The following is a 21180-nucleotide window of genomic DNA, read 5'->3' on the forward strand; positions in this document are numbered from 1 at the left end:
TTTTAGATTTACAAGGCTATAACAAAACAAAAAAAAATAACAACACAATGAAAGTAACCTTAAACAGAGTAAATGACGCATTTCATTTTAAACTAAAAAATGAACGCGGACATATAGTTGACGTTGACAGCAGAGCCGAATTTGGCGGAAGCGATTTAGGTGCAAGTCCAATGGAGTTAGTGCTAATGGGCGTTGCAGGATGCAGTGCAATTGATATGATTTCAATTTTAAAGAAGCAGCGTCAGGAAATCACTTCTTTTAATGCTGAGGTTGAAGGAACAAGAGTTCAAATCGAAGAAGCAAAACCTTTTAAAGAAATCGATGTGGTTTTTTATTTAGAAGGAGAAATCAATCCTGAAAAAGCAAAAAAGGCAGCACAGCTTTCTTTCGAGAAATACTGTTCGGTTGCCAAAACAGTTGAGCCAACAGCAGCTATTAAATATAAAGTCGTTTTAAACAACGAAGAATTACGTTAATTAAATTAGTCAATTTGAGAATTAGATAATTCTCAGTTAGCTGAAAAGGAAAAATATTTTGCGAAACTTAGTGTTCACTTTGTGAATCTTTGCGAAATAGTTTTTCAAAAAAAAACAAAAAACAACACAATGAATAAAGAAGAATTTGGTTTTGAAACACAAGCCATAAGAACACAATTAGAAAGATCACAGTATTTAGAGCATTCGGTGCCATTGTATTTATCGTCAAGTTTCGTATTTGAAGATGCAGAGGATATGCGCGCTTCTTTTACAGAAGAAAAAGAAAGAAATATTTACAGCCGTTTCAGTAATCCAAACACATCAGAATTTGTGGATAAGATCTGCAAAATGGAAGGTGCAGATTCTGGTTATGCTTTTGCAACGGGAATGGCAGCAGTATATTCTACTTTTGCTGCATTATTAAACTCTGGAGATCATATTGTTTCTGCAAGCAGTGTTTTTGGTTCTACTCACGCTTTGTTTATGACTTATTTTCCAAAATGGAATATCGAAACTTCATATTTTGAGATCAATAAGCCAGAAACAATCGAGAGTTTTATTAAACCAAACACCAAAATATTATACGCCGAATCACCAACAAATCCTGGTGTTGATGTTATTGATTTACAATTATTAGGAGATATTGCAAAAAAACACAACTTGATTTTAATTATAGACAACTGTTTTGCAACACCTTATTTACAGCAGCCAATTAAATTTGGAGCACATTTGGTTATCCATTCAGCGACAAAATTAATTGACGGACAAGGACGAGTTTTAGGCGGAGTAACTGTTGGAGATGCAGAATTAATCAGACAGATATATTTGTTCTCTAGAAATACAGGTCCAGCTTTATCGCCATTTAATGCTTGGGTTTTATCAAAAAGTTTAGAAACATTGGCAGTTCGTGTGGACAGACACTGCGAAAATGCTTTAAAAGTAGCTGAGTTTTTAGAAAGTCATCCAAATGTAAACAGCGTAAAATATCCGTTTTTGAAATCGCATCCGCAATATGAAATTGCAAAAAAGCAAATGAAAGCTGGCGGGAACATCATCGCATTTGAAATTAAAGGTGGAATTGAAGCAGGAAGAAAATTCTTGAATTCGATACAACTTTGTTCATTGTCTGCAAATATTGGAGATACCAGAACAATTGTAACGCATCCAGCTTCTACAACACACAGTAAATTATCCGAAGAAGATCAATTAGCGGTTGGAATCACGCAAGGTCTTGTTCGTGTTTCCGTAGGTTTAGAAACTGTAGAAGATGTAATTGCAGATTTGAAACAAGCATTAGCTTAATTATATATTTCAATTTCAAATAGTAAAGACGATTTTTAGCTGTAAATTTAATACAGTTGAAATCGTCTTTTTTGATTATGTTTTCTTAAAATCATATTTTTGTCATTCAAAGAAATAAATTAACGAAGTAATTTGATAGAATTAGTAGAATTTAACTTTATTCTTTTGTGATAGTTCAAACAAAAAGCATATTTTTGTTGTTTAATAATTTGTAAGAGTTTGATCTGAATATCCCAAATCTAAATTCTACAATCTAAAATTATACATTAGTGCTTTCAAAGAAAACAAAATACGGAATTAAAGCTCTTACATATTTAGCCAGGAGAGAAAATAACGAACCTGTACAAATTGCTGAAATTGCGAAAAGTGAACATATTTCGATTAAATTTTTAGAAAGTATTTTGTTGCTTTTAAGAAACTCTGGTTTTCTTGGAGCTAAAAAAGGAAAGGGCGGCGGTTATTACCTGATCAAAGACCCTAAAGATATCAGCATGGCAAAAGTCTACCGAATTCTAGAAGGGCCAATTGCATTATTACCATGCGCGAGTCATAATTTCTACGAAAGATGTGATGATTGCGATGATGAGTCTACCTGCGCCGCACGTCGTTTAATGACAGAAGTTAGAGATAATACACTTAAAATATTAGAAAGTAATTCTTTAGCAGATATTGCTTTTTAGTAGCTTATTTGAGAGAAAAATCTTTATTTTTACAGAGAGGCTTAAGCGATGCAATTATGGACATTTACCAAAAAAATTTACTCATAGATATTGATTTTCCTAGGATAAAAGGTTTTCCTTCTGTTTTTATTGATAAAATAACGCTTGGAAAATCAGAATTAGAGACTTTGAATAGTTCAACTTTTAGAGAACTATATATTTTTGGAGCAATTGTTAAAACTGATGAAATAAGGCTTAATAAGCCTGTGCAAATAAAGAGATTGGAATTTATCGTTATTGAAAAGAAAGTAGAAACGAATGAATTTATCCAACATCATCTTGCTCAATATAATTCTGTAATGTATAAGAGGGAAAAAGATGTAACAACATCTTCTTGTGCAGATATGATAAAGAAAAAAGATATTCTATATCTTAAACATTTTCCAAAATGGAAAATATCAGAAGCTTCTATTCCAGAATTTAATAATAAACTTTTCTATTTCTGTTCACAAATATTTCTTCCCGAGAATGATACAACCAAACAATATATGAGTTGGGGACAGACTATTTTTATTTTTCTACATGTCAAAGAAGACGATGAGCTTTTAGTGCAGATTTTTACACAAGATACCTCTCTGCAAACAGCTGAAGATCATTATAAGCTCGAGGAACAAATGTCTCAGTTTGATAAAAATTATGGAAAAATAGAAGTTGTAAAAAAAATGATTAAAAAAGGAGACAAGTTTCTTCACGAATATATTCTAAATCATAAAAAGATAAGTAAAGAAATATTAGAGATTTTACTAGAATATGGAACATCAAAACAATTCAAAAGTGAAGTTTTAAAGAAGCTTAAAAATTAATTTGCTTTAAAAAATCAATTTATATCCAGCAAGAAAAAGCATTACAGCAATAGCATTTCTCAAAAATAGATCAGGAACTTTTCCGCTTAAACTGCTTCCAATATAAATACCTGGAAGAGATCCCATTAATAATTGGCCCAAAAGCGCTAAATCTAAATTTCCCATAGAAGCATGTCCGATTCCAGCAACTAAAGTCAATGGAACAGCATGAGCAATTTCAGTTCCTACCAATCGAGGAGTTGGTAAAAGCGGATAAAGGAAAAACAAAGTTACAGTTCCTAAAGCGCCAGCTCCAATAGAAGTTAAAGTTACAGTCGCTCCCAATAATACTCCAATGCCTACAGTCAGCATATTTTGAGTATGGCTTTCGCTATGAAATTTATCTCCAGCATGTTTTTGCGAAAACTTTAAAATTCTGTTTTTAAATATAATAGCAACAGAAGTAAACAATAATGCCCAGCCTAAACTGTACTTAATTACACGATTTATCGTTTCAATATCTGTTTTAATACTGTTGAGTATCCACAACGTTACTAAAGCAGCGGGAACACTTCCTAATGTCAGCCATCCTGTAATTTTCCAGTTTATATTTCCTTTTTTATTGTGTACAAATATTCCGCCAGCTTTGGTAAAGGCAGCATATAGCAGGTCTGTTCCTACAGCTGTTGTGGGAGGAATATTGAAATATAATAAAATTGGGGTCATTAAAGAGCCCCCTCCAACACCTGTTAATCCAACAATAAAACCAACTACTAAACCTGCGATTACAAGACCAATCTGAAAATCCATAGAAAAAATTTGGCGCTAAAATACGACATTTTTATAATTATCCTATAGATATTGTAGAGATTGGAAAACGTATTTAATACACAAGTTTTTTTGATGCTTATATTGTTTGAATATCTTGGAAAATGGTATTATTTGTGAAATTATTCAAGCAAAGTTCTAAATACCTCTTTTAGAATGCAATGAATTAGTAATTAAGGCTTAAAAAAATAAAAATATTACTTTGTATTTTAGAAATAAGTATTATTTTTGCAAAGTAATCTATTAACCCGATAGGGTAATAGGTTTTGAAAACAAAAAGAATTATTTTTAATATGGAAAAAGAACTGAAAATAAATACGGCCGATTCTTTAAAAGAAAAGCTTTGGATTGGAATTCCTGTTGTTTTGTTAGTAGGTTTATTAACCGTGTTAATATACAATCATCATGCTGAGTTTTCGTGGAATGGATTTGTTGAAGGATTTAATGAAGAATTTTTAGTGTTTTTTGCCATTGGAGTTTTTGCTCAATTGGTAGACGGAACTTTAGGAATGGGTTACGGAGCAACTTCAACATCATTTTTATTGGCTTATGGAGTTCCGCCAGTGGTGAGCAGTACTGCGGTACACGTTTCAGAAATGTTTACAACGGGAGCATCGGCACTTTCACACCACCGATTTGGGAATATCAATAAAAAACTGGTAAAACATTTATTGATTCCAGGTGTTTTAGGTTCAATTACAGGAGCTTACTTATTGTCGGACATAATTAACGGTGATATTATTAAGCCATTTATTGCAGTTTACATGATTGTTTTAGCGATTGTAATCATTAGAAAAGCATTGAAAAAAACAATTGTAAAGAAGAAAACTAAAAAATTAAGTGCTTTGGCCGCTTTTGGTGGTTTCATGGATTCAGTAGGAGGCGGAGGCTGGGGGCCAATCGTTACTTCAACATTATTAGGAAGAGGAAGAAATCCGAGATATACAATTGGTTCGGTTAATGCAGCTGAGTTTGCAATTTCATTTGCAAGCGGCATTACGTTCATGCTTTTTGGAGGCATCCACGGATGGCAGGTAATCATCGGATTGATTTTAGGAGGAGTTATTGCAGCGCCGTTAGCAGCATATTTGGTAAACAAAATTAAAAGAAAACCAATGATGATTGCGGTTGGAGTTCTAATTATATTATTGAGTTTAAAAACATTATCTAAATTATTATAATTCTTTAGATAGGGAGATAGAGATTATGAGTGCGATTATTGTACAAGAATTATTAGAAAAAACTAAAGATTTTTCGCTAAATGAAACGTTAGTTTTTTTAGCAGAAAAATTTCCAGGAAAAGTAATTTTCTCAACTTCTTTCGGTCAGGAAGATCAGGTAATTACAGATTTTATTGCAAAAAGCAATACTGATATTACTGTTTTTACTTTAGACACCGGAAGATTGTTTCAAGAAACTTACGACGTTTTTCACAAAACTTTAAAAAAGTATAAAAGACCAATCGAGGTTTTTTTTCCACAAGCTGCTTCAGTAGAAAATCTTCTGAAAACAAAAGGACCAAACAGCTTTTACGATTCAGTTGAAAACAGAAAAGAATGCTGTTTTATTCGAAAAGTGGTTCCGCTTCGAAAAGCTTTGGCAGGAAATTCAGTTTGGATTACAGGTTTAAGAGCTGAGCAGTCAGAAAACAGACAAGATTTAAACTTGTTTGAGTACGATGGAAACTTCGAAATCATAAAATTCAATCCGCTTTTAAAATGGACTTTAGAAGAAGTTGAAATTTATCTTCAGGAAAACAATGTACCTCAAAATGCTTTACACAAACAAGGTTTCGTAAGTATTGGATGTGCACCTTGTACAAGAGCAATTTTCCCAGGTGAAGATATCAGAGCCGGAAGATGGTGGTGGGAATCTAGCCATAAGGAGTGCGGGCTTCATAGTGCTAAGAAAGAGTAGAGTTTTAGAAGAAAGAAGCAAGAGGCAAGACTTTTTTTAGAGAATAGAAAATAGATTATAGAGTAAAGAGTGAAGATTTTAGATCAGGTTAAAAACTTGAAACTTTAAACCTGAAACAAAATTTTCACAACAAAATATCAAACAAAAAAACAATGAGTTCAGTATTAAAAACAAACGCTTTAGAGAGTGAAGCAATATACATTTTCAGAGAAGTAATTTCACAGTTTGACAAACCGGTTTTGCTTTTCTCAGGAGGAAAAGATTCTATCACGTTGGTGCGTTTAGCGCAAAAAGCATTTTTTCCTGCAAAAATTCCGTTTCCTCTATTGCACGTAGATACGGGGCACAATTTTCCTGAGACAATTGCTTTCAGAGATAAATTGGTTGAAGAATTAGGTTTAGAGTTGATCGTTCGTAATGTTCAGGATGCTATTGATGAAGGAAAAGTGGTTGAGGAAACTGGGAAATATTCAAGCCGTAACAGCCTACAGACTACAACACTTTTAGATGCAATTGAAGAATTTAAGTTTGATGCTTGTATTGGTGGAGCTCGCCGTGATGAAGAAAAAGCAAGAGCTAAAGAACGTATTTTTTCTGTTCGTGATGATTTCGGACAATGGGACGAAAAAAATCAAAGACCTGAGTTGTTTGATATTTTAAATGGAAAAATCGAAAATGGACAAAATGTTCGTGTTTTCCCAATTTCAAACTGGACAGAATTAGATGTTTGGAGTTATATCGAAAAAGAACAAATCGAGATTCCATCAATCTATTTTTCACATAAAAGAAAAGTTTTTTTGAGAGACGGTTTAATCTGGTCGCATTCTCCTTTTGTTTATCAGGAAGAAGACGAACAAATCGAAGAACGAATTGTTCGTTTCAGAACCGTTGGAGATATGAGTTGTACAGCGGCTGTTGAATCTTACGCTGCAACAATTGAAGAAGTTGTTGGGGAAATTAGATCATCAACCATTTCTGAAAGAGGAGCCAGAATAGATGACAAACGTTCTGAAGCTGCAATGGAAAAGAGAAAACAACAAGGATACTTTTAATAATTGTTAATTATGAATTGTTAATTGTAAATGCAATTCTGAACGAAATTTTAAAAGTAGAATCAAAAAAAACAAAAACATACAGATTTAAGTTTCGAGAGAACATGAAACCTGAAACTTTAAACCTGAAACAAAAATATTAGAATGGACGTTTTAAAAATAGCAACAGCAGGAAGTGTAGATGATGGAAAAAGTACTTTGATCGGAAGATTATTGTACGATACAAAGTCATTGACAACTGATAAAATAGAAGCAATCGAAAAAAGCAGCAGACAAAAAGGATACGATTACCTTGATTTTTCTTTGGCAACTGATGGCTTGGTAGCAGAGAGAGAACAAGGAATCACAATTGATGTTGCGCATATTTATTTTTCGACTGCAAAGAAAAGTTACATTATTGCCGATACTCCAGGTCACGTAGAATATACAAGAAACATGGTTACAGGAGCGTCGACTTCTCAGGTTTCGATCATTTTAATTGATGCCAGAAAAGGTGTTATTGAGCAAACATACCGCCACTTTTTTATCAATAATTTATTAAGAGTAAAAGAGGTAATTGTTGCCATCAACAAAATGGATTTAGTGGATTACTCAGAAGAAGTTTTCAATAAAATAAAAGCTGATTTTCAGGCATTAAATGCAAAAAGTACTTTTAAGGAACAAAACGTAAGTTATATTCCGTTAAGCGCCATCAACGGCGGAAACGTGGTTGACAAATCAGAAAATATGCCTTGGTACGATGGGCAAACCGTTTTAGAACATTTAGAAGGATTGCATGCTTCTGATGTTTTTGAAGCTGGAAAAGCACGTTTCCCAGTTCAAACCGTTATTCGTCCAAAAACAGAAGAATATCATGATTTTAGAGGTTATGCAGGGAAATTATACGGAAACTCAATTAAAGTTGGAGATGCCGTTACGGTTCTTCCTTCTTTAACAGAATCAAAAGTGTCTAAAATTCACTTTTTCGATAAAACATTTGATGAAGCCGTTGCAGGATCTTCGATTACAATCGAATTAGAAAATGATATCAATGTAACCAGAGGAGATATGATTGTAAAATCAGATGAACTTCCAAAAATTGAAAAAGATATTACGACGACAGTTTGCTGGATGGATAGTAAAAAACTGGTTCCAGGAACAAAGTATTTAGTACAGCATAATACGAATAGAGTTTTGGCAAAAGTAGAAAGTATTAAAAATACAATTGCAACTGATTATTCAGGAACGACAGAAGCTTCACAATTAGCCATTAACGAAATTGGAGAAGTAAGCATTAAATTAAGCAAACCGTTATATTTTGATTCTTATAATGAAAACAAATCAAACGGAGCTTTTATCTTAATTGATACAGCGACAAACACAACAGCAGGAGTAGGATTTATCATGTAAACCTGCTGTAAGCTATAAGCTTTAGGCAATAAGCTTTTAGCAAAAGATGTATAAAAAGGTATGCAAGAGCCTAAAGCTTATTGCTTAATGCCTAAAGCAAAAAAAACACAAAGTTAAATAAAGCTTAAAGCGTATAGCCTAAAGCCTAAAGCGTAAAAGAAATGGAAAGTTTTAGAACAGAAATAGAAAATCCGATAGTTCAAAGAGAGATTATCGAATTAGAAAAAAAGATTCATTTATTCCGTGGAGGAAAAATTGATGATGAGCGTTTTCGCAGTCTTCGTTTAGCGCGCGGAATCTACGGACAGCGTCAGGAAGGCGTTCAGATGATCCGTATCAAATTGCCTTATGGAAAAGTTACCAGCGAGCAATTAGTGCGTATTACACAAGTTTCTGATGAATATTCTACAGGACGTTTGCATATTACAACACGTCAGGATATCCAGATTCACTACGTAAGTCTAGACAGAACACCAGAACTTTGGGCAGATTTGGCTAAAGATGATATCACACTTCGTGAAGCTTGTGGAAACACGGTTAGAAATATTACAGGAAGTGAATTGGCAGGTGTAGATGTAAACGAACCATTTGATGTTTCGCCTTACGCACACGGACTTTTTCAATATCTGTTAAGAAACCCAATCTGTCAGGAAATGGGACGTAAATTCAAAATTTCGTTCTCTTCTTCAGACGAAGATACGGCTTTGAGTTATTTACACGATTTAGGATTTATTCCGAAAATTAAAGACGGACAAAAAGGTTTTAAAATCATGTTTGGAGGAGGTTTAGGATCTCAGCCAGCACATGCAGAATTGCTTTCGGAATTTGTTCCAGTAAACGAAATCATTCCAACAGCAGAAGGAATCATCCGTATTTTTGACAGATATGGTGAGCGTGCCAAAAGAATGAAAGCGCGTATGAAATTCTTAATCAAAGAAATAGGAAAAGATGTTTTCCTTGATTTGGTTGAAAAAGAGAAAAAAGCAATCGCTTTTGAAACTTACGAAATTGATACGACTGCTTTTGAAGGTCCAATTGCTGAACCATTATTAGAAGTTCCGCAAGTTACAATCGAAGATACTGCAGCTTATGAAGCATGGAAAAAATCGAATGTAATTAAGCAGAAACAAGAAGGTTATTATGCCATCGGAATCAAAGTTTTACTAGGAGATTTTTATACAGATAAAGCCAGATTATTAGCCGCTTTAATTAAAAATTACGCAGCAAATGAATTACGTTTTTCATTGCGTCAAAATATTGTAATACGTCACGTAAAAGAAGAGAATCTTCCTTTCTTTTATCAGGAATTAGCCAAGCTTGACTTTGTTCAATTAGGATATAATTCTACAGGAGATATTACGGCATGTCCGGGTACTGATACTTGTAATTTGGGGATTGCAAGCAGTACCGGTATTGCAGAAGAATTAGAAAGAGTTTTAAATGCCGAATATCCTCAGTATTTAAACAACCGCGAAATCGAAATTAAAATCTCAGGTTGTATGAATGCCTGCGGGCAGCACAATATGTCTGCAATTGGGTTCCAAGGAATGTCAATCAATTCAGGAAAATTAGTTGCTCCGGCTTTGCAAGTTTTGTTAGGTGGAGGAAGATTAGGAAATGGCGCTGGACGTTTTGCTGATAAAGTAATCAAAGTGCCTAGTCGTAGAGGTCCTGATACGTTACGTACCATTTTAAATGATTTTGATGCTAACGGAAGCGGACAAAAATTCCTTGATTATTATGATACAAAAGGAGAAAAATATTTCTACGAAATCTTAAAACCTTTCGCAGATGTAACCAATTTAACAGAAGCTGATTTTGTAGATTGGGGTAACGCAGACAACTATGTAAAAGCAGTTGGAGTTGGAGAATGTGCGGGAGTTGTGATCGATTTAGTAGCGACTTTATTGTTTGAAGCTAAAGAGAAATTGATTTTGGCTCAAGAATCTTTCGACGAGAAAAAATGGTCAGACGCAATCTATCATGCTTATGCAGGATTTGTAAATGGAGCAAAAGCTTTATTGTTGGCAGAAAACCAAAAAACAAACCATCATGCAGGAATTGTCGATTTGTTTGACACTGTTTTTATTGATACCAATAAAATCGAATTGAATTCAACTTTTAAAGATTTGGTTTACCAGATCAATAAAAATGAACCTTCTGAAGCTTTCGCTAAAGATTACATTGCTCAGGCAGTAGTTTTCTTTGATAAAATTGAAACTTTCAGAGCTCAAGAATTAGCAAATGCTTAATATAAAACCAAAAATAACTTTAGTCGGTGCAGGTCCGGGTGATCCTGATCTACTTACGCTGAAAGCTGTAAAAGCATTGGCTGAAGCCAACGTGGTTTTATATGACGCTTTGGCCAATGAAGAAATTCTGGATTATGCACCTAAAAATGCAATCAAGATTTTTGTTGGCAAAAGAATCGGAAATCATGCTTACACGCAAGATCAAATTAATCAATTAATTGTTGATAATGCTTTGACTTACGGAAACGTAGTTCGATTAAAAGGCGGAGATCCTTTTATTTTTGGAAGAGGCGGCGAAGAAATTGATTTTGCAGAAAGTTTCGGAATTGAAACAATCGTTGTTCCAGGGATTTCATCGGTAGTTGCAGTTCCTGCAAGTCAAGGAATTTCGATTACAAAACGCGGCGTTTCAGAAAGCTTTTGGGCTATTACAGGAACAACTTCAGATAGAAAATTATCTGCAGATGTTGCTTTGGCAGCACAATCTTCAGCAACAGTTGTAATCTTGATGGGAATGCACAAATTACCTCAAATTATCGATTTGTTTCAAAAAGAAAACAAAGGAAATTTACCAGTTGCAATCATCCAAAACGGAACAACAGCAGAAGAAAAAGTTGGCGTAGGAACAGTTGATTCGATTTTAGAAGTTGTAAAACAAAAAGAATTAGGTTCACCAGCAATTATTGTTCTTGGAGAAGTTGTCCGCGAAAGCAACAAATTAAAAGGATTTTACGAAGAATTTCTATCAAAAGAAATCACAAGGTAAAATTTCGCAGGAATCAACATTGGAGCATCCGTTTTTAACCGAATGTACGTGAAGAGATTGTTCCGTTAGGAACATTTCATCGGTAGAATAAAAAATGTTCCCAATAAAATGTGCCGTTAGGAACATTTGATGGGTAAATCATCTAATTTTGAATAGATGAAAAATGATTAACATGGAACAAAACGAATTATATCCAATATTTCTAAAACTTCACAATTTAAATGTATTGATTGTGGGAGGCGGAAATGTAGGTCTGGAAAAACTTTCTTTTTTGTTAAAATCGAGTCCAAATGCAAATGTTGAGGTTGTAGCGCCCGATTTTCATTTAGAAATTAAAATTTTAGCAGAAAGGCATCCATCAATTAAATTGACGGAAGCAAAGTTCAAAAAGAAAATGCTCAAAAAACGTCACATGGTAATTGCCTGTACAGACGATTTAAAAGTCAATAAAAGAATATACGATTTATCTAGAAAGCGTTATTTGATTTGCAATATCGCCGATACGCCGGACTTATGTGATTATTATTTAGGTGGCATCGTAACGAAAGGAAATGTAAAAATCGCCATTTCGACCAATGGAAAATCGCCGACAACTGCCAAAAGGCTAAGAGAATTTTTCGAAGAAATAATTCCCGACGATATTAATCAAATGGTAGAAAACCTAAATGAATACAGGAGAACCTTAAAAGGCAATTTTGAAGAAAAAGTGAAGAAGATGAATGAAATCACCGCTTCACTCAAAAATAGAGAGTAAAAATATCGCTTAGAAATGAATGATAAAAATCATTGTCAGTAGAATAAATTATTCGTTTCTTTGCACTATTAAGAATGATTATAAACAACAACATAATGATTAAAACAGATATACTTATAATTGGAGCAGGCCCAACAGGTTTATTTGCCGTATTCGAGGCAGGATTATTAAAATTAAAATGCCATATATTAGATGCTCTGCCTCAACCAGGAGGACAGCTTTCAGAATTATATCCAAAGAAACCAATTTATGATATCCCAGGATTTCCAGAAGTTTTAGCTGGAGATTTAGTGGATGGATTAATGGAGCAGATTAAACAATTTGAGCCAGGTTTTACATTAGGTGAGCGTGCAGAAACAATCGAAAAACAAGAAGACGGAAGTTTTATCGTAACGTCAAACAAAGGAACTAAATTTCACGCGCCAGTTATTGCAATCGCGGGAGGTTTAGGAAGTTTTGAGCCTCGTAAACCACTTATTGAAGATATCGAGTTTTATGAAGATAAAGGAGTTAAATACTTCATCAAAAATCCGGAGAAATTCAGAGATAAAAGAGTTGTAATTGCAGGAGGAGGAGATTCAGCACTAGACTGGAGTATTTTCTTGGCAAATGTAGCTTCAGAAGTAACTTTAATTCACAGAAGAAACGAATTTAGAGGAGCTTTAGATTCTGTAGAAAAAGTACAGGAACTAAAATCCGCTGGAAAAATTAAATTAATCACTCCGGCAGAAGTTATCGGAATCAACGGTGCTGAGCATGTTGAGTCATTAGATATCGAAGAAAACGGAGCACACCGTAAAATCGAGTGTGATTATTTCATTCCACTTTTCGGATTAACTCCAAAATTAGGTCCAATTGGCGACTGGGGATTAGAAATCGAAAAAAATGCAATCAAAGTAAACAATGCACTAGATTACCAGACAAATATCCCGGGAATCTTCGCCATTGGAGACGTAAATACATATCCAGGAAAATTAAAATTAATCCTTTGCGGATTCCACGAAGCAACTTTAATGTGTCAAGCTGCTTACGGAATCATCAATCCAGGTAAAAAATATGTATTGAAATATACAACAGTTTCTGGTGTAGACGGTTTCGACGGAACTCGTAAGGAAGCTCCAAAAGCAGTTGTGAAAGCGATAGTTTAATCTTAGATGCTAATCCCGTCCCAAAATTTCGGGATCGGGACTAAGGTTCTAAGGGACTAAGATTTTTTATATAGAAAAGCTCAAACTTTTAGTTTGGGCTTTTTTTATTTTAGCACCTTTCTTAAAAACAAGGATATTTCTTACTTTTACGGAATAATTTAGAGTTAAAGAATAATGAAACATATTATAATTTTTTTGATTCTTTTGAGCTTTTTGGTTTCGTGTAATAAATCTAGAGGCAAAATAATATTAAAATCGAATAGTAACATTGGGAATCAATGTCTACCTCATTTTTCTGATGATCTGAACCTAGAAAAGCAAAGAATAATCATCTTTGGAGAAAAAGATAACTATTATAGAGATTTTTCTAAAAATGAACTGAACAAAATTGAAATGCTTTTTCCTGTCTTTAAGGAAAAATACCCTTCTAGTCCTTTTGCAGCGTACAATGCAAATCGTTTACCTAAGAAATTTATTAATCAAAATGGGGTTGAAGAGGTTTTAGATTTCGGCGATCCGCTTGGCGGCGACGATTTTTACTTATTATATTCTTATTATCTTAAACAAAAAAATGGAGATATAAAGTATAAAGATGAGAGAGCAAAGCTAATTCAATTATATGAAACAATAAATAATATTTATTTGTCTTGGTCTCCATCATTAATGTATTACGGACATCAGGCTATTAGATTGAATGCTTGTGCTGAATACTCCATCTATCTTTTAGACTCAGATGAGGATTATTATAATTATAAATTTGACTTTGAAAAACAGAAGGAGCTATATCTTAGATCTTTAAGTCAATTTGTCGCAGACGAATTTAATCGAAAATCTGGTATTCCTTATAATAATGAAAAAGAAGTCAGAAAAACTAAAGAAATTGTTCTACTAGAAAAACTAATTACAAACTATTACTATTTAGAGCAAGTAAGAACGTTTGAGATGGAATATTATAGAATTAAAACAATAAACTTATAAGGAGCTCTAAACTTAGAACCTTAGCATCTCAGTACCTCAGAACCTTAGAAAAAAAACATTTGCAAATCGAAAGCCTATTTCATACCTTTGCACTGTTCTTAAAATTACTGTTAGTTATCACGAAAGGCGGAGGGATAGACCCAATGAAACCTTAGCAACCCTTTATCATAAAGAAGGTGCTAAATTCTACTTTATACGACATTTTCCAGTATTAAAGATAGATAACACAAATACATAACTCGTATTTCTCAAACTTTTCCTGACAACTTACAATAATTACTGAAACAGATTCTGTATCAGGAGCGAATCATTGGTGCATTTTTGCAGTCAATAGTTCCCGCTGTACACAAATATCTTTTATTCTGAACCCCAGAATAAAAGGATATTTGCTTCCATCGGGGCTAATTAGCATGCAATATTGCACTTTTGGAATTAGTGTAAAAAAAATATCGAAGGTTAAACTTCACAATCATAATAAAAAAACTTAGCATCTTAGAACCTCAGTATCTTAGAAGCTAAAGAAAAAAAGATATGGCAATTACGATACAAGAAGCAATAAAGAAAAATATCCTAATCCTTGACGGAGCAATGGGAACAATGTTGCAGCGCTATAATTTCTCCGAAGAAGATTTTAGAGGAGAGCGTTTCAAAGATTTTCCACATCCATTAAAAGGAAACAACGATTTATTATCCTTAACACAACCACAGGCGATCCGCGATGTGCACGCTGCTTATTACGAAGCTGGTGCAGATATCGTAGAAACCAATACCTTTTCAGGAACGACAATCGGTATGGCCGATTATCACATGGAAGATTTGGTTTACGAGCTAAACTATGAATCAGCAAAAATTGCAAGACAAGTAGCCGATGAGTTTACCGCAAAAAATCCAGAAAAACCACGTTTCGTTGCTGGTTCAATTGGCCCAACAAACCGTACGGCAAGTATGTCTCCAGACGTAAACGATCCGGGTTACAGAGCCGTAACGTTTGACGATTTGCGAATTGCATACAAAGAACAGGCAGAAGCGTTAATGGATGGGGGATGCGATTTACTTTTAGTAGAAACGATTTTTGATACCTTAAATGCTAAAGCAGCACTTTTTGCAATCGAAGAAGTAAAAGAAGAACGTAATCTAGATATTCCAATCATGGTTTCAGGAACAATTACGGATGCTTCAGGAAGAACACTTTCTGGACAGACAGTTGAAGCTTTCTTGATTTCAGTTTCACATATTCCATTATTAAGTGTAGGTTTCAATTGTGCTCTTGGAGCCGATTTGTTGAAACCGTATTTGAAAACATTAGCACATAATACAAGTTTTAATGTTTCGGCACATCCAAATGCAGGATTGCCAAATGCTTTCGGACAATACGATGAAACGCCAGAACAAACGCAAGCTTTTATAAAAGAATATTTAGAGGACAATTTGATTAATATCATTGGAGGCTGTTGCGGAACAACTCCAGATCATATTCGATTAATGGCTGAGGTTGCGAAGGATTATAAACCGAGAGTAGCGCCGGTTATTGCCTAAAGTTTCGCTCCTGCAAGGTTTTCAAAACCTTGTAGGTATGAATATACTTGATAAATATATTAAATGGATGGAGAGCATATTGTTTATTCAGAAGATGGGGAAGTATTTAAAGCTTTTTTAAATTCAAATTGGTATGATACGATGAATCCATATTTATATTGTGTATCTGAATTAAAAAGTATTAAAAGTAAGATTGATAATAACGAAAAATTCAAAATAGAAAGTAATGGTAAAATATATCATATTACGACAAATTTAGAATTTAGGGTATGGATCGAAAAGGTGTTTAATGGAGGATTTGAGAAACATATTTTTAGTGATTAAAAGTCAATAACAAACCTACAAGGTTTTAAAAACCTTGCAGGTTGAATTGAGAATAAAATGTTCCGTAGGAAATCATCGGTAGAAAAAAATGACAATTGAAATCGTGGAAAATAGATTATTTGTTTCAACCGAGTTTGCGTGAGGGATAGAAGTGAAAAGCCCACAGCCTGACGAAGGAAGAGCGAGGACTTGTAACGGATAGCCCGACCCGGAGGGACACGCCCAAATTAAAATATTGAAAACGAATATACCTACAAGGTTTTAAAAACCTTGCAGGAAAGAAAATAGAATAAAAAACTTAGAACCTTAGAATCTTAGGGACTTAGTAACTTAAAGAAAATGACAGAAAAAAGAAGAGACCTTGTATTATCAGGATTAGAACCATTGATTATTACGCCCGAAAGTGTTTTTGTAAACGTTGGTGAGCGTACGAATGTAACAGGTTCAAGAAAATTCTTGAGATTAATCAAGGAAGAGAAATATGACGAGGCGCTTGATATTGCAAGACAGCAGGTAGAAGGAGGAGCACAAATCATCGATATTAATATGGATGAAGGAATGCTTGACGGTGTTACAGCAATGACTAAATTTTTGAATTTAATTGCTGCAGAACCAGATATTTCGAGAGTGCCGATTATGATCGACAGTTCGAAATGGGAAATCATCGAAGCAGGTCTTAAAGTAGTACAAGGAAAAAGCGTTGTAAACTCGATTTCGTTAAAAGAAGGAGAAGAAGCTTTTATTCACCACGCGAGATTAATCAAACGTTACGGAGCGGCGGCGATTATCATGGCTTTTGACGAAGTAGGTCAGGCGGATAATTACGATCGTAGAGTAGAGATTTGCCAGCGTTCGTATGATATTTTGGTGAACAAAGTAGGGTTTCCTCCGCAGGACATTATTTTCGATTTGAATATTTTCCCAGTTGCAACGGGAATGGAAGAACATCGCTTAAATGCTTTGGATTTCTTTAGAGGAACAAAATGGGTTCGCGAGAATCTGCCTCATGCACATATTAGTGGTGGTGTAAGTAACGTTTCGTTTTCTTTTAGAGGAAATGATACGGTTCGTGAAGCGATGCACTCGGTATTTTTATACCACGCCATTAAAAACGGAATGACGATGGGAATCGTAAATCCCGAAATGTTGACGATTTATGATGATATTCCGAAAGACTTATTAGAACACGTTGAAGACGTAATTTTAGATAGACGTGACGATGCGACAGAAAGACTTCTGGACTTTGCAGAAAATGTAAAAGGTGAAGCAAAGAGCGATGAAAAAGTAGTTCAGGAATGGCGTTTTGGAACGGTTCAGGAGCGTATTACACATTCATTGGTAAAAGGAATTGATGCTTTTATTGAAGAAGACGTTGAAGAAGCCCGTTTGGCAGCAACAAAACCAATCGAAGTTATCGAAATCAATTTGATGACGGGAATGAACGTGGTTGGAGATTTATTTGGAAGCGGAAAAATGTTTCTCCCTCAGGTGGTAAAATCGGCTCGTGTAATGAAAAAAGCAGTTGCTTATTTACTGCCATTTATTGAAGCAAGCAAACAAGCTGGAGATAAACAAGGAAACGGAAAAATCCTAATGGCAACTGTAAAAGGTGACGTTCACGATATTGGGAAAAACATCGTTTCGGTAGTTTTGGCTTGTAACAATTACGAGATTGTAGATCTTGGAGTTATGGTTCCTCCAGAAAAAATTATTGCAGCGGCGATTGAGCATAACGTAGATATTATCGGATTAAGCGGACTGATCACACCTTCGCTTGACGAAATGGTGTATCTAGCCAAAGAATTAGACAAACAAGATATTAAAATCCCGATTATGATTGGCGGGGCAACAACTTCGCGCGCACATACAGCCGTGAAAATTGCACCGCAATACAGAGAAACGGTAATTCACGTAAACGATGCTTCGCGTGCTGTTACGGTTGCAGGAAACCTGTTAGATCATAACCGAAAAATATATGCGGCAGATATTCGTGCAGAGTACGATTCTTTTAGAGAAACATTTTTAAATCGTTCAAGAGATAAAAATTTCCTCACGATTGAAGATGCCCGTAAAAACAAATTACAATTGGATTGGTCTGAATACACACCGACTAAACCAAAAGTAATTGGAGCACAAACCATTGAAATAGAACTTGATGTTTTGGTTCCGTATATCGACTGGACACCATTTTTTCAAACTTGGGAATTGTACGGAAAATATCCTGCGATTTTAACCGATGAGGTTGTGGGCGAACAAGCAACATCTGTGTTTAACGATGCTCAGGCGATGTTGAAGGTAATTTTAGAAGAGAAAAAACTAAAAGCAAAAGGTATTTACGGAATTTTCCCTGCGAATCAGGTTGATGATGACGATATCGAATTACGTGACGAAAACGGAAAAGTACTGGAAAAATTCTTAACGCTTCGCCAGCAGTCACAAAAAACAAAAGGCGCTCCAAATATTGCTCTAGCCGATTTTATTCTGCCAAAAGACAGCGGAATAGAGGATTACATGGGAGCTTTTTGCGTAACAACAGGTTTTGGTGTAGATGAATGGGCAGCGGAATATGAAAAGAATTTAGACGATTACAATTCGATTATGGTAAAAGCACTTGCCGATCGTTTTGCTGAGGCTTTCGCCGAATATCTTCACGAAAAAATACGTAAAGAAATTTGGGGCTACGATAGAGAAGAATCGCTAACAAACGAAGAATTAATTAAAGAAAATTATAAAGGAATTCGTCCAGCTCCAGGTTATCCAGCTTGTCCCGATCACTTGGAAAAACCAACGATTTGGAAGCTTTTGAATGTAGCTGAAGAAATTGGAGTGACGCTTACAGAAAGCATGGCGATGTGGCCGGCTTCATCGGTTTCGGGATACTATTTTGGAAACCCAAAAAGCAGGTATTTCGGACTAGGGAAAATAAAAGAAGATCAGGTAGTAGATTACGCCAAACGACGAAACGTTCCAACAGATTACGCCATGAAATGGTTAAATCCTAATATAGCAGATTAATGAAAGTTATTTTTGTTTCAGGTTTCAGGTTTCAAGTTGCTATAGAGAACTTGAAACCTGAAACCTGAAACATGAAACAAATAAAAGATTGATTTAAGTTTTTGATTTCAGATTTTTTACACGAACTAAAAACTCAAAACACTTAACTCATAACCCATAACTTAAAAAATGAAAGTAACAGAGCATATAGAAAACGCCAAAGGAAAAACATTATTCTCATTTGAAATTATTCCGCCTCAAAAGGGGAAAAGCATTCAGGAATTGTATGATAATATCGATCCTTTAATGGAGTTTAAACCGCCGTTTATTGATGTAACAACTTCTCGCGAAGAGTATATTTACATTGATCGTGGTAACGGACTTTTGGATAAAAAACTAACTCGTATGCGTCCAGGTACGCTTGGGATTTGCGCTTCTATAAAGCATAAATACAATGTAGATACTGTTCCGCATTTGCTCTGCGGCGGATTTACACAGGAAGAAACAGAATATATGCTGGTAGATTGTCATTATTTGGGAATCAATAATGTAATGGCACTTCGCGGAGATGCAATGAAAGATGAGCAGTCTTTTACACCAAAAGCGGGAGGAAATCATTATGCAATCGATTTGGTTCGACAAATTAATGATTTGAATTGCGGAAAATATCTTCATGAAGTAATGGATGTTGATAATAAAGCCGATTTTTGTATTGGAGTTGCAGGTTATCCTGAAAAGCATTTAGAATCACCATCATTACAATCAGATTTAAAGAGATTAAAAGAAAAAGTTGACGCAGGAGCAGATTACGTAGTAACGCAAATGTTTTTTGACAACTCAAAATATTTTGCCTTTGTAGAAAAAGCAAGAGAAATGGGCATCACAATTCCGATTATTCCTGGAATTAAGCCTATTGCTGTTCAAAGACATTTACAGGTTTTACCGCAGATTTTCAGAATTGATCTTCCAGAAGATTTGATCGATGCTGTAGATAAATGCAAGAATAATGCTGAAATCAAACAAGTCGGAATCGAGTGGGCAATTCAGCAGTCATTAGAATTAAAAGCAGCGGGAGTTCCGTTTTTGCATTATTATTCAATGGGGAAATCTGAGAATATCCGCCAGATAGCGAGTCAGGTTTTTTAAGGTTTTTGCGAGGAACGAAGCAATCTCAAGTGTTTAGCTTTTGTGCTTTTTTACTGTGGTTGCTTCGTTCCTCGCAATGACAAACAAGGCTTGGAATTTGGATTTTTTTTAATTGAAATTTAAAAAGTTATGAAACAAGAAGAATTACAAGCAATAGCCTCTCAATTAAAAAATCCATCGGGAGAAAAAGGAATCGAAATGGCAAATATGATGAACGAAACAAACATCAATATGACGCGCCATTCGATTCAAAATTTAAATATATCCAAAGAAAATAAAATTCTGGAATTAGGCCACGGAAACGCTGGTCATGTTGAATTTTTGTTTGAACAGGCGGAAAAACTAAAATATTATGGATTAGAAATGTCCGAGCTGATGTTTCAGGAAGCGCGCCAGATTAACAGAAATTTTGTGTCTCAAAAACAAGCTTTCTTTTCACTTTATGACGGAAATATAATTCCGTTTGAAGACGAATCTTTCGATAAAATATTTACGGTAAATACCATTTATTTTTGGAAGGAGCCACAAAAATTACTTTTAGAAATTTACAGGGTTTTAAAATCAAATGGAAATTTCTGCTTAACATTTGCAGAGGAAGATTTTATGAAGAAACTTCCATTTACTCAATTCGAATTTGAATTGTACAGCACAGAAAAAGCGCAGAAACTAATTGAAAAATCACCTTTTAAGATTGTGTATATAGAAACACAGACAGAAAAAGTAAAAAGCAAAACAGGAGAATTGGTTGACAGAGCTTTTACGACTATTGTTCTAGAGAAATAATTTCTTGCCAGATTAATAAAGATTCACAGAGATT

19 protein-coding genes and 1 riboswitch are annotated in these 21180 nt (G+C 34.6%); of the genes, 18 read left to right on the top strand and 1 reads right to left on the bottom strand.

Annotated elements, in window-relative coordinates; all coding sequences use genetic code 11:
* Positions 1 to 47 precede the first annotated feature (47 nt).
* The 4 genes from QE431_RS01790 to QE431_RS01805 all read left to right on the top strand — a co-directional run bounded on the left by QE431_RS01790 (position 48) and on the right by QE431_RS01805 (position 3300).
* The gene (locus QE431_RS01790; RefSeq protein WP_057117579.1) at positions 48 to 476 is read left to right on the top strand and encodes an OsmC family protein; all 429 of its coding nucleotides are present in this window, start codon (positions 48 to 50) and stop codon (positions 474 to 476) included.
* Between the two features lie 129 nt (positions 477 to 605).
* A complete protein-coding gene (locus tag QE431_RS01795) occupies positions 606 to 1778 on the top strand; it encodes a PLP-dependent aspartate aminotransferase family protein (protein ID WP_134139210.1) in 1173 nt (390 codons plus the stop codon).
* A gap of 269 nt (positions 1779 to 2047) precedes the next feature.
* Positions 2048 to 2458: an Rrf2 family transcriptional regulator gene (locus QE431_RS01800; protein WP_008466594.1), complete on the top strand. Its 411-nt coding sequence runs from the start codon at positions 2048 to 2050 to the stop codon at positions 2456 to 2458.
* A gap of 56 nt (positions 2459 to 2514) precedes the next feature.
* Positions 2515 to 3300: a hypothetical protein gene (locus QE431_RS01805; protein WP_057117577.1), complete on the top strand. Its 786-nt coding sequence runs from the start codon at positions 2515 to 2517 to the stop codon at positions 3298 to 3300.
* A gap of 6 nt (positions 3301 to 3306) precedes the next feature.
* Here the strand turns inward: QE431_RS01805 and QE431_RS01810 are convergent, their stop codons facing one another.
* Entirely contained in the window at positions 3307 to 4089 is a 783-nt protein-coding gene (locus tag QE431_RS01810; RefSeq protein ID WP_057117576.1) for a sulfite exporter TauE/SafE family protein, read from the bottom strand.
* Between the two features lie 311 nt (positions 4090 to 4400).
* Here QE431_RS01810 and QE431_RS01815 point away from each other — a divergent pair, with 311 nt between their 5' ends.
* The 14 genes from QE431_RS01815 to QE431_RS01880 all read left to right on the top strand — a co-directional run bounded on the left by QE431_RS01815 (position 4401) and on the right by QE431_RS01880 (position 21146).
* Positions 4401 to 5288 carry a sulfite exporter TauE/SafE family protein gene (locus QE431_RS01815; RefSeq protein WP_057117684.1) on the top strand — a complete coding sequence of 296 codons (888 nt, stop codon included), beginning with the start codon at positions 4401 to 4403 and terminating at the stop codon, positions 5286 to 5288.
* Between the two features lie 25 nt (positions 5289 to 5313).
* A complete protein-coding gene (locus QE431_RS01820) occupies positions 5314 to 6024 on the top strand; it encodes a phosphoadenylyl-sulfate reductase (protein ID WP_307292015.1) in 711 nt (236 codons plus the stop codon).
* Between the two features lie 152 nt (positions 6025 to 6176).
* The gene (gene cysD, locus QE431_RS01825) at positions 6177 to 7076 is read left to right on the top strand and encodes a sulfate adenylyltransferase subunit CysD (protein ID WP_057117574.1); all 900 of its coding nucleotides are present in this window, start codon (positions 6177 to 6179) and stop codon (positions 7074 to 7076) included.
* Between the two features lie 144 nt (positions 7077 to 7220).
* Positions 7221 to 8465: a sulfate adenylyltransferase subunit 1 gene (locus QE431_RS01830; RefSeq protein WP_307292020.1), complete on the top strand. Its 1245-nt coding sequence runs from the start codon at positions 7221 to 7223 to the stop codon at positions 8463 to 8465.
* Between the two features lie 161 nt (positions 8466 to 8626).
* Entirely contained in the window at positions 8627 to 10717 is a 2091-nt protein-coding gene (locus tag QE431_RS01835; protein WP_307292021.1) for a HEPN domain-containing protein, read from the top strand.
* Positions 10710 to 11483 (top strand): uroporphyrinogen-III C-methyltransferase, encoded by a 774-nt coding sequence (gene cobA / locus QE431_RS01840; protein WP_307292024.1) that lies wholly within the window; start codon positions 10710 to 10712, stop codon positions 11481 to 11483. The genes QE431_RS01835 and cobA overlap by 8 nt, the downstream gene beginning before the upstream one ends.
* Before the next feature lie 172 nt (positions 11484 to 11655).
* Positions 11656 to 12237, top strand: a complete 582-nt coding sequence (locus tag QE431_RS01845; RefSeq protein WP_134139216.1) for a bifunctional precorrin-2 dehydrogenase/sirohydrochlorin ferrochelatase — start codon at positions 11656 to 11658, stop codon at positions 12235 to 12237.
* A gap of 95 nt (positions 12238 to 12332) precedes the next feature.
* Entirely contained in the window at positions 12333 to 13385 is a 1053-nt protein-coding gene (locus QE431_RS01850; RefSeq protein ID WP_057117569.1) for an NAD(P)/FAD-dependent oxidoreductase, read from the top strand.
* Positions 13386 to 13559: 174 nt separating this feature from the next.
* Positions 13560 to 14363 carry a hypothetical protein gene (locus QE431_RS01855; protein ID WP_307292029.1) on the top strand — a complete coding sequence of 268 codons (804 nt, stop codon included), beginning with the start codon at positions 13560 to 13562 and terminating at the stop codon, positions 14361 to 14363.
* A 111-nt stretch (positions 14364 to 14474) separates the two neighbouring features.
* A riboswitch (SAM riboswitch) is annotated at positions 14475 to 14591 on the top strand.
* A gap of 303 nt (positions 14592 to 14894) precedes the next feature.
* Complete coding sequence (locus QE431_RS01860) at positions 14895 to 15899, top strand: homocysteine S-methyltransferase family protein (protein WP_307292031.1); 1005 nt, start codon at positions 14895 to 14897, stop codon at positions 15897 to 15899.
* A 63-nt stretch (positions 15900 to 15962) separates the two neighbouring features.
* Complete coding sequence (locus QE431_RS01865) at positions 15963 to 16223, top strand: hypothetical protein (RefSeq protein WP_113677392.1); 261 nt, start codon at positions 15963 to 15965, stop codon at positions 16221 to 16223.
* A 339-nt stretch (positions 16224 to 16562) separates the two neighbouring features.
* A complete protein-coding gene (metH, locus tag QE431_RS01870; protein ID WP_134139220.1) occupies positions 16563 to 19238 on the top strand; it encodes a methionine synthase in 2676 nt (891 codons plus the stop codon).
* A gap of 168 nt (positions 19239 to 19406) precedes the next feature.
* Positions 19407 to 20363, top strand: a complete 957-nt coding sequence (gene metF / locus QE431_RS01875) for a methylenetetrahydrofolate reductase [NAD(P)H] (RefSeq protein WP_057117566.1) — start codon at positions 19407 to 19409, stop codon at positions 20361 to 20363.
* A 129-nt stretch (positions 20364 to 20492) separates the two neighbouring features.
* Positions 20493 to 21146, top strand: coding sequence for a class I SAM-dependent methyltransferase (locus tag QE431_RS01880; RefSeq protein ID WP_307292039.1), 654 nt, complete (start codon positions 20493 to 20495; stop codon positions 21144 to 21146).
* The last annotated feature ends 34 nt before the right edge of the window (positions 21147 to 21180 follow it).

Origin of the sequence: Flavobacterium sp. SORGH_AS_0622 (assembly GCF_030818825.1) — a bacterium.
In the GTDB taxonomy this organism is placed as follows: Bacteria; Bacteroidota; Bacteroidia; order Flavobacteriales; family Flavobacteriaceae; genus Flavobacterium.

Bases quoted from the DNA above. Each gene is read 5' to 3' on its own strand.
- QE431_RS01880 (WP_307292039.1), top strand. From the start codon at position 20,493: ATGAAACAAGAAGAATTACAAGCAATAGCCTCTCAATTAAAAAATCCA.
- QE431_RS01860 (WP_307292031.1), top strand. From the start codon at position 14,895: ATGGCAATTACGATACAAGAAGCAATAAAGAAAAATATCCTAATCCTT.
- metF (WP_057117566.1), top strand. From the start codon at position 19,407: ATGAAAGTAACAGAGCATATAGAAAACGCCAAAGGAAAAACATTATTC.
- QE431_RS01845 (WP_134139216.1), top strand. From the start codon at position 11,656: ATGGAACAAAACGAATTATATCCAATATTTCTAAAACTTCACAATTTA.
- metH (WP_134139220.1), top strand. From the start codon at position 16,563: ATGACAGAAAAAAGAAGAGACCTTGTATTATCAGGATTAGAACCATTG.
- QE431_RS01850 (WP_057117569.1), top strand. From the start codon at position 12,333: ATGATTAAAACAGATATACTTATAATTGGAGCAGGCCCAACAGGTTTA.
- QE431_RS01865 (WP_113677392.1), top strand. From the start codon at position 15,963: ATGGATGGAGAGCATATTGTTTATTCAGAAGATGGGGAAGTATTTAAA.
- QE431_RS01795 (WP_134139210.1), top strand. From the start codon at position 606: ATGAATAAAGAAGAATTTGGTTTTGAAACACAAGCCATAAGAACACAA.
- QE431_RS01790 (WP_057117579.1), top strand. From the start codon at position 48: ATGAAAGTAACCTTAAACAGAGTAAATGACGCATTTCATTTTAAACTA.
- QE431_RS01805 (WP_057117577.1), top strand. From the start codon at position 2,515: ATGGACATTTACCAAAAAAATTTACTCATAGATATTGATTTTCCTAGG.
- cobA (WP_307292024.1), top strand. From the start codon at position 10,710: ATGCTTAATATAAAACCAAAAATAACTTTAGTCGGTGCAGGTCCGGGT.
- QE431_RS01820 (WP_307292015.1), top strand. From the start codon at position 5,314: ATGAGTGCGATTATTGTACAAGAATTATTAGAAAAAACTAAAGATTTT.
- QE431_RS01830 (WP_307292020.1), top strand. From the start codon at position 7,221: ATGGACGTTTTAAAAATAGCAACAGCAGGAAGTGTAGATGATGGAAAA.
- QE431_RS01810 (WP_057117576.1), bottom strand. From the start codon at position 4,089: ATGGATTTTCAGATTGGTCTTGTAATCGCAGGTTTAGTAGTTGGTTTT.
- cysD (WP_057117574.1), top strand. From the start codon at position 6,177: ATGAGTTCAGTATTAAAAACAAACGCTTTAGAGAGTGAAGCAATATAC.
- QE431_RS01835 (WP_307292021.1), top strand. From the start codon at position 8,627: ATGGAAAGTTTTAGAACAGAAATAGAAAATCCGATAGTTCAAAGAGAG.
- QE431_RS01855 (WP_307292029.1), top strand. From the start codon at position 13,560: ATGAAACATATTATAATTTTTTTGATTCTTTTGAGCTTTTTGGTTTCG.
- QE431_RS01815 (WP_057117684.1), top strand. From the start codon at position 4,401: ATGGAAAAAGAACTGAAAATAAATACGGCCGATTCTTTAAAAGAAAAG.